This window comes from Mycobacterium neumannii (genome assembly GCF_002245615.1).
In the GTDB taxonomy this organism is placed as follows: Bacteria; Actinomycetota; Actinomycetes; order Mycobacteriales; family Mycobacteriaceae; genus Mycobacterium; species Mycobacterium neumannii_A.
In genome coordinates this window covers 133,459-143,556 of the sequence record NZ_NKCO01000012.1, presented here as the reverse complement: position 1 = coordinate 143,556, position 10,098 = coordinate 133,459, and the positions used below count along the sequence as shown (strand labels likewise).

Here is a 10,098-nt window from a genome sequence, read left to right as displayed (position 1 = left end):
GGTCCTTCACACCTGATGCCGGCAAAACGCGTGAACGCCAACCAAAGGCGGCAGCCAATCTAAGAGCCAGACACCAGGTGAAAAGGATTCAACCACCGCACTACGCGGCACCTCACCTTCACACTGACCGCCAATCTAGTGCGCGACACGGTCAACCCGGTTGGTGCTGGCAGACTATCCGTCGGTGACAGGCAACGGAGATCCCTACGACGAGTTCGACCGCCAGCGATGGGTGGACGAGCCGCCGAAGAGCGCTGCGCTGCCCGGCACCGACACCGAGCATCGCACCGATTTCGCGCGCGACCGGGCGCGGGTGCTGCACTGTGCGGCGCTTCGCCGACTGGCCGACAAGACTCAGGTGGTCGGCCCGCGCCAGGGCGAGACGCCGCGCACCCGGCTGACCCATTCGCTGGAGGTCGCCCAGATCGGCCGCGGCATGGCGATCGGCCTGGGCTGCGACCCCGACCTCGTCGACCTCGCAGGCCTGGCCCACGACATAGGTCACCCGCCCTACGGCCACAACGGCGAGCGCGCCCTGAACGAGATCGCCGCCGACTGCGGCGGCTTCGAGGGCAACGCCCAGAACTTCCGGATCCTGACCCGCCTCGAGCCGAAAACCCTTGACGCAGAGGGTGGTAGCGCGGGGCTGAACCTCACTCGGGCCGCCCTGGACGCCGTCACCAAGTATCCGTGGCGGCGCGGGTCGCGGCAGGCCAAGTTCGGTTTCTACTCCGACGACGTGCCGGTGGCCGACTGGGTGCGCAGGAACGCGCCCGCCGAAAAGGCTTGCCTGGAGGCGCAGGTCATGGACTGGGCCGACGACGTCGCCTACTCGGTTCACGACGTCGAGGACGGGGTGGTTTCCGGCCGCATCGACATGCGGGTGCTGGCCGACAAGGACGCGGCGGCCGTACTGGGTCGGTTGGGCGAGTCGAGCGGGATGGGCGCCGGGCTGCGGTCCGGCGACCTGGTGGCCGCCGCGGCGCGGCTGTCGAGCCTGCCGGTCGTGGCCGCTGTGGGTAAGTACGACGGCACGCTGACCGCATCCGTCGCGCTAAAGAAGTTGACCAGCGAACTCGTCGGCCGGTTCGCCTCGGCGGCCATCGCCGCGACCCGCGAGGAATCCGGCCGGGGACCTCTGGTCCGCTACCAGGCCGACCTGCGGGTCCCCGATCTGGTGCGGGCGGAGGTTGCGGTGCTCAAGATCCTCGCGCTGCAGTTCATCATGTCGGATCCCCGGCATCTGGAACTGCAGGCCCGGCAGCGCGAACGCGTGCACCGGGTGGTGGCGTGGGTCGCTGCCGGCGCACCTGCGACGCTCGACCCGATCTTCGTGCCTGCGTACAACGCCGCCGGCGACGACGGCGCCCGCCTGCGGGTGGTCATCGACCAGGTCGCGTCCTTCACCGAGGGCCGCCTCGAGCGGTTGGAACCCGCCTAGGCGTCCGCCAGGGGCGCTCTAGACTGGCCCGGTGGCCGGCCGCATTCCTGATCGCGACATCGCGGCCATCCGCGACCAGGTTCGCATCGAGGACGTCGTCGGCGACTACGTGCAGTTGCGGCGCGCGGGCGCGGACTCCCTGAAAGGCCTGTGCCCATTCCACGACGAGAAGTCGCCGTCGTTCCACGTGCGGCCCAACCACGGCCACTTCCACTGTTTCGGCTGCGGTGAGGGTGGCGACGTCTACGCCTTCGTCCAGAAGATCGAGCACGTCAACTTCGTCGAGTCGGTCGAACTGCTCGCCGACCGCGTCGGCTACACGATCACCTACACCGGCGCTTCGACCACCAACGTGCAGCGCGACCGCGGCAGCCGCAGCAGGCTGTTAGCGGCCAACGCGGCAGCCCAGGAGTTCTACGCGACGACGCTGGAGTCCGACGAAGCCGCACCGGCGCGACAGTATTTGATCGAGCGCAACTTCGACGGCCAGGCGGCCAAGCGGTTCGGCTGCGGCTTCGCGCCGTCGGGCTGGGATACGTTGACAAAGCATCTGCTTCGCAAGGGTTTCGAGTTCAAGGAGCTCGAGGCGGCCGGACTGTCCCGGGAAGGCAAACGCGGTCCGATGGACCGCTTCCACCGCCGGTTGCTGTGGCCTATCCGGGCCAGTGGCGGCGAGGTGATCGGCTTCGGCGCCCGCCGCATCTTCGACGACGACCCGATGGAAGCCAAGTACGTCAACACCCCTGAAACCGTTCTGTACAAGAAATCGTCGGTGTTGTTCGGGCTGGACCTGGCCAAGCGCGATATCGCCAAGGGGCATCAGGCTGTCGTGGTCGAGGGTTACACCGACGTGATGGCGATGCACCTGGCCGGGGTGACGACCGCGGTCGCGTCCTGCGGAACCGCGTTCGGCGACGAGCACTTGTCGATGCTGCGCCGACTCATGATGGACGACAACTTCTTTCGCGGTGAGTTGATCTACGTCTTCGATGGCGACGCGGCGGGTCGGGCGGCGGCGATCAAGGCATTCGAAGGGGAGCAGAACCTGGCCGGGCAGTCGTTCGTGGCGGTGGCTTCGGAAGACAAGTTGGCTGGGATGGATCCGTGCGACATCCGCCTTCATTTCGGCGACGGTGCGCTACGCGACCTGGTAGCCCGTCGAACACCGTTGTTCGAGTTCGCAATTCGCACCGCACTGGCCGAACACGACCTCGACAGCGCCGAGGGGCGGGTCTCCGCGCTGCGCCGGTGCGTGCCGATGGTGGCCCGCATCAAAGAGCCGATGCTGCGCGACGAGTACGCGCGGCGGCTGACCGGCTGGGTGGGCTGGGCCGACGAGGCGCAGGTACTGGCCCGGGTGCGCGAGGAAGCGCAGAAGCGGGGGATGCGCGAACGCGGCGGTCGCAGGCGCGCCGCGAGCGAGCAGGCGCAGCCACGCAGGTCGCGTACCCCTGACCCGGGTTCGCGACCCGATCCGGCGGATCCGACGCTGTGGCCGCAGCGCGAGGCGCTCAAGGCCGCGCTGCAGTATCCGGCGCTGGCGGGGCCGGTGTTCGATTCGCTGACGGTCGAAAGCTTCACGCACCCGGGTTACGCCGCGGTGCGCTCGGCCCTCGACGCGGCCGGTGGCACGTCGACCGGCCAGTCCGGCGCGGAGTGGATCGAGACGATTCGAACGCACACCGAGACGCCGGCCGCGGCGAGCCTGGTCAACGAACTCGGGGTGGAAGCCATCAACGTCGACGACGACGAGCGGTTACCGCGCTACATCGGTGGAGTGTTGGCCCGGTTGCAGGAAGTCTGGGTGGGCCGCCAGATCGCCGAAGTCAAGTCCAAGCTGCAGCGCATGTCCCCGGTCGAGCAGGGCGACGAGTACCACGCATTGTTCGGGGACCTGGTCGCGATGGAGGCGTATCGGCGCAGCCTGCTCGAGCAGGCCAGCGGAGACGACATCTCTGCGTAGCCCCCGGTAACGCGATATGGTGGGCGCGCTATACAACCGTGGGAACGGTCAGGAAGGCGTGCACGTGACATCGACCAACAACCGGACGCGACGGTTCGTCGCCGCAGGCGCGTTAGCGGTGGCCGCGGTCGCTGCGCCGCTCGCAGCCTCCGCGCTGTCTGAAACCAACGCGGACCCGCAGCCGCTCAGCCAGTGCCTGGCGTGGTTCGGGAACAAGGAGGACGGTCGCTGCCTGGGCGTCTCCAATGGCAACGGCATCAACGTCGGCACTCCCGACTTCGGGCTCAACCAGAGTCAGACCGGCGTCAACACGGGTCCCCTGGTCCCAGGCCAGACGATCACCGACCCGTACCGCTAACGGACCCTTCTCACCTGCGCGGTCTCGGGGCCGATGATCTCGGTTCCGTTGTCGATCTCGGTCAACTTGATCATGGGTGGATCCGGTGACACCCGGTCGGCGATCTTGCGTCGCCCGGCGTCGAGCACGGCTTTCGCCGCGGGGCTCTCGGTGACCGCCTTGTAGGTGCCGGCGATCTGCTCATATCGGCGGCGGCCGGCCTTCGAGCCGAGTACATAGCCGACACCCAATACGACGAAATACCCGATCACAGGGTCCCTTCCAGACGACGGTGCGTTGCGTTCCATCCTGCCTCACGTACCTGAGAGCGCGAGCGGTGGCGGCGTATTGGCGGCGCCGCCGACACGTAAGCTAGAGTCAACCCCCGTCCCGCACACAGCGCGATGGCGGGAGAGCAGTCCCCTGTAGCTCAATTGGCAGAGCATTCGGCTGTTAACCGAAGGGTTGCTGGTTCGAGTCCAGCCGGGGGAGCAACACCACCACTTTCGGCTTCGCAACCGTGTTGAGCCAACCCATCTCACCTCGCGCAGCGCATGATGGGCGGATGGCTGATGCAGGCATCTGGATCGCGTGGGGGATTCCCACCCGCGGACGCGAAGTGCAAGCACTCGAACTTTTCCGGGAGTCCCTCGAGGGTTACGGCGCCCAGCTGCTGCGCGACGGGGCGATCGAGCGCTACGACGTCGCCGTGCTGCGTCCACAAAGTATGCAGCTCGGCGGCTTCGTCTTGATCCAGGGCTCGCAGGAGCAGATCGACGCGTTGCGCCGGGACGAGGCCTTTCAGCAATTCGTGACTCAGGTCCAGCTGGTGGCCGATAGCGTCGGAATGGTCGACGCGTGGGTCAACAACGGCCTCGGTGACGCGTTCGATCTGTATGAGAAGGCGCTACGTAAGGGCGGCCTTCTGGCCCCGTAGCGATAGCTCCTCCATGAGCCGGTAACGCAAAATCCCTACACGGCGATAACTGCACTGACAGTTGTTGCGAATGGGACATCTGCCGATTTTGCTGCACGTCCCCCATAACTGCTATTACCTTGCTTCGACGGGGCGGGGATTTCTTCGGAGGATAAGTATGGGCGCAGCAACGTACGTCGGCCGTGTCGGGGGGCTGGCCGTCGCGATGGGGGTGGGTACCGCGATCGCCGTGGGACAGGGCTACGCAGTTGCCGACACCACCGACTCGCAATCGGACAAGTCCACCAATTCGGAGTCCGCGAGCAGCGCAACCGCCGCGACCGGATCCACGACGGCGAAAACCGATGCTGCGACGTCCACCTCGACTTCGGCGGGAACCGAGAAAGACGATGATGATGATGACGACGATGATGATGATGATGAGTCGTCCGACTCGACGACGCGAACCCGCACAGTTACCGGCGGGGTGACGGTCAGCGCCCAGACCAATACGGGATCCTCGCGCGATAACGCCGAGGAGCAAAGCGAGGACGAGAAGGCCGCGACTCCGACAGCGGAAGCACCGAAGCCGACGTCGACACCTACAGCCGAGCCCACCGCGACTGCGACTCCGGAGCCCACGGCCACACCGACGGCCGAGCCGACCCCGAAACCAACGGCCGAGCCGACCCCGACGCCCGAGCCGACAGCGACGCCGACTCCTGGGCCGTCGCCAACATCCTCCGCCGAGCCGAAGCCGACCGCCGAGCCGGGCAAGGACTCCGATACCCGCGAGGCTGACCCGTCATCGCAACCGAAGCCAGACGGAACCTCGAACACTTCCACCCAACAAGCCCGCACCACGACCGACACGGATGCCACGCAGTCGCTTTCCGATCCCGCCGCGGCGGTGCAGGAAACGGGGAATTACGTCGTGTTCTCCGATGCCCGATCACTGGCGACGACGACGATGAACAACGCCTCGCCGTTGATGCTCGCCTACCAGCCGACGACCGTGACGCCGGCGGCTCCTGCGAACCTGTTCACCGCCGTGACGAATCTGGTCACCAACACGATCAACTGGATCCTCAACCCGCTGGCAGGCACGGTGCCGTCGTCACCTGCGCAGCCGCCGCTGATCTGGGGCCTGCTCGCGTTCGCGCGTCGTGAGTTCGAGAACTTCTTCGCGGCGCTGTCGGGACGGCCCTCCACCACGCCGACGGTGATGACCCCGACGTTGATGGTCGAAGACGCCCCGATGGCCAGGATGGCGCTGACGGCCGCCGAACCCTTCACTCCGCTGTACTCACCGTTCCCCAATGCACAGGTGAGCCCGTCGACGCAGTTCGTCTCCTGGGTCACGGGTCCTTGGTCGTACCCCGGCAATCCGCTGATGGCCAACACCGTCGACCGGTTCTCGGTCGGTGGCACCGACCTCGGCATCATGTGGGACAACGGAATTGAGGACGACCCCACCACTCCGGAAAACGAACATCAGGTCCTGATCGCGTTCGGCGACACGTTCTTCGACGGCAACATGTCGCAGGACTGGCGGTCCAACACCATCATGCGGACCTCCGACTGGTACCTCGCCAACGGGATGGAGATCCCCGACGGGGAGTGGTACAACGGCAACATGTTCGGTGGCGCGCCGCTGGGCCCCGACGGATACCCCACCCGAGCCAGGCAGGTCATCTTCCCCGAAGGTCTGCCCGCCGGGATAACCCTGATACCCACGGCGGGAATCTCGGTGCCCGTGGAAGGCTCCAAATACGGCGCGATCCAATACGTGAGTTTCATGTCGGTGACGCAGTGGGGCGCACCCGGTAGTTGGACGACGAACTACTCGGCGATCGCCTGGTCCGACGACAACGGCGAAACCTTCCATGTCGCACCGGAAACCGTTCGCTACAACCAGCCGTGGACCGGCAACCAGAACTTCCAGCAGATGGCGTTCGTTCGGCCCGGCGACGGATATGTCTACGCATATGGCACCCCCAACGGCCGTCAGGGCGCGGCTTACCTGGCACGGGTGCCCGAGCAAGACATTCTGGACCTGAGCAAGTACGAGTACTGGAACGGCAGCAGTGCCTGGGGCGGAGCCCCGGCCGGTTGGGTGAAGAACAACCCAGCCGCGGCCACGGTCGTCTTCGGGGTCGAGCAGGGTGCTTGTGGTGCCGCCGCCGAAGGAAACCAGGTCAGCGAAATGTCTGTGCAGTACAACAAGCAGCTGAACAAGTACGTCGCCATGCACGGTGACCAGTTCAACAACATCGTGATGCGGACGTCCGACACCCCGCAGGGCACCTGGTCGAAACCGAAGGTGCTGATGAAGCAACAGCCGGGTGGGATCTATGCCCCGATGATGCATCCCTGGTCGCCGTCGACCCAGGGGACCGGTACGGATTTGTATTGGAACCTGTCGGAGTGGAACTCCTACAACGTGATGATGATGAAGACCGACCTGAGCAAGGTGTGACGTGTTGAGAGCGGGACTCGTCGGCTTGCTGGTCGCACTGATCAGTGCGCCGGTCGCATGCGCAGACCCCGGTCAACCGCCAGGCCCGCCGCCGCAGACCGGTCAGTGCACCGCCGATCTCGAGGGCGCCATGACGCAGTTGCCGGGCACGGACACCCTGTCGGTGTGCCGGGGCAGCGCGTGGCAGGACGTGACCGGTCCCCAGCCGCCCGCCGGCCGCTGGGTGGGCCAGGCGTCTCCGCTGAAACTGCACGGACAGGGTATGCGCAATCCGGACATGGCCGCAGGCAGATGGGTTGGCACACCGCGGGATTCGAGCACGGCCTGCCGGGCACAGCAGCAGGTCGTCGTCAGCCCCGGCGAGCTCAGCACGCCGACCGCCGTCGAAGGCAACCCGGGCCAACCATTGCAGTTCGACGTACCCCCGAGGATGTTCTTGATCGAACTGAGCGGCGACTGCGTGTGGACGCGGAGCTGAGCCCGGTCAGGGCCCGCAGTAGATGGGCGTCCCGGTGAACAAGTCTCTACCGCAGATCGCACCGGGCGCCGGCGGGGGCGCCGGATAGAGGCGACCGCTCTCGTCGATGAGGTCGTTGCCCTGATACCGATACTGGTGGCAGACATTCCAATCCCAGTCAAGCGGGCGGTTCGATGCCGCCGACGGGGGAGTCTGACCGGGACACCAACTGAACCAGTAGTAGTCGGCCCCGGCGGCACTTGCCAAACCCAGCCCGGCGAGCGCCATGCCGCTGGAAACCGCTGCCGTGGCGGCGAATCGCGAAAAGGCCTTCATGATCGCATCCTTTGCCTCACGGCACCGCCGCGTCGGCGGTGCCTATGCGATCAAGTACACGGCCGTCCCGCTGCTACCGATCCCAAGAACCCCGCTACTTCGGCTCGATCGTGCCCGAGCTGATCGCATTCTGCTCGGTGTGCTCGTCGGCGTCGGGAATGCGCTCGGGGTGCAGCATCTCCGCATAACGCAACTGTTCGGGTATGCCGAAGCCGTCGACGAGCAGTTCGGCGTAGGGGCGTAGCGTCCGGCAGCGTTCGTTGATGCCCCGGGTGACGGCCTTCGCGCGTTCGGTCGAGATGAACCTGTGCTCGATGAACCACGCCCGGTCCTTTTCGATCACCGACAGCGCGTACAGATCGCACACCATGTTCAGGATCTTGCGGGCCTCCTCGTCCTCGCAGGCATCGATGCCGGCGACGAACGCTTCGAGGATCACCCGGTCGATGTGGGCCTGGGCGCAGTGCAGCACATGGTCCTGCACTGCGTTGAACGCGTCGAACTCGCTCATCTCCTTCGACTTGCCCTGCAACCGGCGCGCCACCGTGGAGAGCATGTATTCCTCGCGGTCCTCGAACATCTGGACCTGGGTGCCGCGGTTGAACAGGCTGCCCTCCTCCTCGTTGTCCTGCCGAGTGTCGAGGATGGTCTGCATGATCGTCTCGGCCGCAGTGCGTTTGAGCACCCGTTCACCGGCGAAGTTCGCGGCGAAGCGCACCCATTCGACCGGGCTCATGCTCTTGACGTCGTCGGCGTAGGCAGTGAGCAGTTGTTTGGCCACCAATTGCGTCAGGACGTGGTTGTCGCCTTCGAACGTGGTGAACACGTCGGTGTCGGCCTTCAGCGCGATCAACCGGTTCTCAGCCATGTAACCCGCGCCGCCGCAGGCCTCGCGCGCCTCCTGGATCGCGCGGGTGGCGTGCCAGGTGTTGGCGGCCTTGAGCCCGGCTGCGCGGCCCTCGAGTTCACGCTGTTCTTCCGGGTCGGGATCTTCGGCGCTCTGCAGGTCATGGCACTTAGCGACGAGTTCGTTCTGCGCGAACTGCAGCGCATACGATTCGGCGATCAGCGGCAGCAGCCGCCGCTGGTGCACCAGGTAGTCCATTATGACCACTTCGTGGTCCTCGCCCGGTGCCTCGAACTGCCTGCGCAGCAACCCATATCGCGTCGCGATGTCGAGGGCGACGCGGGCTGCGGCCGCGGCGCTGCCGCCCACCGTGACCCGGCCCCGAACCAGGGTGCCGAGCATCGTGAAGAACCGGCGGCCGGGGCTCTCGATCGGTGAGCTGTAGGTACCGTCCGCTGCCACGTCGCCGTATTTGTTGAGCAGGTTCTCCCGCGGGACGCGGACCTTGTCGAACTGGATCCGGCCGTTGTCGACGCCGGGCAGTCCGCCCTTGTAGTGGCAGTCCGAGGTCGTCACCCCGGGCAGGTCGTTCCCGTCCTCGTCGCGGATCGGCACCAGCACGCAGTGCACACCGTGCCCTTCTCCGTCGGGGGTGATCAGCTGGGCGAAAACAGCGGCGATGCGGGCGGTTTCGGCGGCCCCGCCGATGTAGTCCTTGCGCGCGGTCGGTGTCGGGGAGTCGATGACGAACTCCTCGGTGGCCGGATCGTAGGTGGCGGTGGTCTCCAGCGCCTGCACATTGCTGCCGTGACCGGTCTCGGTCATTGCATAGCAGCCGAGAAGCTCGCAGTCGATGATCGGCTTGACGTACTTCTCATGATGTCGCTCGGTGCCGAGGTTCTCGATGGCCCCGCCGAACAGCCCCCACTGCACACCGGCCTTCACCATCAGCGACAGATCGCTCATCGCCAGCATCTCGATCTGGGTGACGGCCGCGCCGACGTCGCCGTTACCGCCGTGCTCCTTTTTGAAGCCGTCCTCGGCGGCACCCATGGCCGCCATGATCTTGAGCTGTTCCGCCACTTTCGTACGGGCGATGACGGTGTTGGGGGTGTAGTGCGGTCGGAAGACCTCGCTGGAGAGCTCCTCGCGCATCCGGTTCTTCACGTCGCGCCAACGTCCGTCGAGCGCATTGCGCAGATGTTCGGCAGTGGTGGTCATGACTCGACCGTAGCCGTCCGCGGGCTCGCGCAAACTGTGATGTGGTAAACCCAGGCAATCCTCACTGGACCAGGCGAAATCCGTGGCGTTGAATCGTCGGT

The 10,098-nt window shown here is 66.0% G+C and carries 9 protein-coding genes and 1 tRNA gene; 7 read left to right on the top strand and 3 right to left on the bottom strand.

Annotation, left to right across the window (positions count from 1 at the left end; genetic code table 11):
• The first annotated feature begins 184 nt into the window (after positions 1 to 184).
• The 3 genes from CEX88_RS15875 (at position 185) to CEX88_RS15865 (ending at position 3,762) form a co-directional block, all read left to right on the top strand.
• Positions 185 to 1,441 carry a deoxyguanosinetriphosphate triphosphohydrolase gene (locus CEX88_RS15875; protein WP_094294223.1) on the top strand — a complete coding sequence of 419 codons (1,257 nt, stop codon included), beginning with the start codon at positions 185 to 187 and terminating at the stop codon, positions 1,439 to 1,441.
• A gap of 31 nt (positions 1,442 to 1,472) precedes the next feature.
• Positions 1,473 to 3,404 (top strand): DNA primase, encoded by a 1,932-nt coding sequence (dnaG, locus tag CEX88_RS15870; RefSeq protein ID WP_094294202.1) that lies wholly within the window; start codon positions 1,473 to 1,475, stop codon positions 3,402 to 3,404.
• 64 nt (positions 3,405 to 3,468) lie between these two features.
• Positions 3,469 to 3,762 carry a DUF7155 family protein gene (locus CEX88_RS15865; protein ID WP_420799224.1) on the top strand — a complete coding sequence of 98 codons (294 nt, stop codon included), beginning with the start codon at positions 3,469 to 3,471 and terminating at the stop codon, positions 3,760 to 3,762.
• Here the strand turns inward: CEX88_RS15865 and CEX88_RS15860 are convergent.
• Positions 3,759 to 4,013, bottom strand: coding sequence for a hypothetical protein (locus tag CEX88_RS15860; RefSeq protein ID WP_068200730.1), 255 nt, complete (start codon positions 4,011 to 4,013; stop codon positions 3,759 to 3,761). The genes CEX88_RS15865 and CEX88_RS15860 overlap by 4 nt on opposite strands.
• A 147-nt stretch (positions 4,014 to 4,160) precedes the next feature.
• On the opposite strand from CEX88_RS15860, the gene CEX88_RS15855 reads away from it, so the two are divergent.
• From CEX88_RS15855 to CEX88_RS15840, 4 genes are all read left to right on the top strand, one after another.
• Positions 4,161 to 4,233, top strand: a tRNA-Asn gene (locus tag CEX88_RS15855).
• A 73-nt stretch (positions 4,234 to 4,306) separates the two neighbouring features.
• Positions 4,307 to 4,678, top strand: coding sequence for a hypothetical protein (locus CEX88_RS15850; protein WP_094294201.1), 372 nt, complete (start codon positions 4,307 to 4,309; stop codon positions 4,676 to 4,678).
• A gap of 157 nt (positions 4,679 to 4,835) precedes the next feature.
• Positions 4,836 to 7,136 carry a DUF4185 domain-containing protein gene (locus CEX88_RS15845; protein ID WP_094294200.1) on the top strand — a complete coding sequence of 767 codons (2,301 nt, stop codon included), beginning with the start codon at positions 4,836 to 4,838 and terminating at the stop codon, positions 7,134 to 7,136.
• A gap of 1 nt (position 7,137) precedes the next feature.
• Positions 7,138 to 7,614 (top strand): hypothetical protein, encoded by a 477-nt coding sequence (locus CEX88_RS15840; RefSeq protein ID WP_094294199.1) that lies wholly within the window; start codon positions 7,138 to 7,140, stop codon positions 7,612 to 7,614.
• A gap of 6 nt (positions 7,615 to 7,620) precedes the next feature.
• Here the strand turns inward: CEX88_RS15840 and CEX88_RS15835 are convergent, their stop codons facing one another.
• The gene (locus tag CEX88_RS15835) at positions 7,621 to 7,929 is read right to left on the bottom strand and encodes a hypothetical protein (protein WP_094294198.1); all 309 of its coding nucleotides are present in this window, start codon (positions 7,927 to 7,929) and stop codon (positions 7,621 to 7,623) included.
• Between the two features lie 94 nt (positions 7,930 to 8,023).
• Positions 8,024 to 9,997 carry an acyl-CoA dehydrogenase family protein gene (locus tag CEX88_RS15830; RefSeq protein WP_094294197.1) on the bottom strand — a complete coding sequence of 658 codons (1,974 nt, stop codon included), beginning with the start codon at positions 9,995 to 9,997 and terminating at the stop codon, positions 8,024 to 8,026.
• Between the last annotated feature and the right edge of the window lie 101 nt (positions 9,998 to 10,098).

Bases quoted from the DNA above. Each gene is read 5' to 3' on its own strand.
- CEX88_RS15845 (WP_094294200.1), top strand. From the start codon at position 4,836: ATGGGCGCAGCAACGTACGTCGGCCGTGTCGGGGGGCTGGCCGTCGCG.
- CEX88_RS15830 (WP_094294197.1), bottom strand. From the start codon at position 9,997: ATGACCACCACTGCCGAACATCTGCGCAATGCGCTCGACGGACGTTGG.
- CEX88_RS15850 (WP_094294201.1), top strand. From the start codon at position 4,307: ATGGCTGATGCAGGCATCTGGATCGCGTGGGGGATTCCCACCCGCGGA.
- CEX88_RS15835 (WP_094294198.1), bottom strand. From the start codon at position 7,929: ATGAAGGCCTTTTCGCGATTCGCCGCCACGGCAGCGGTTTCCAGCGGC.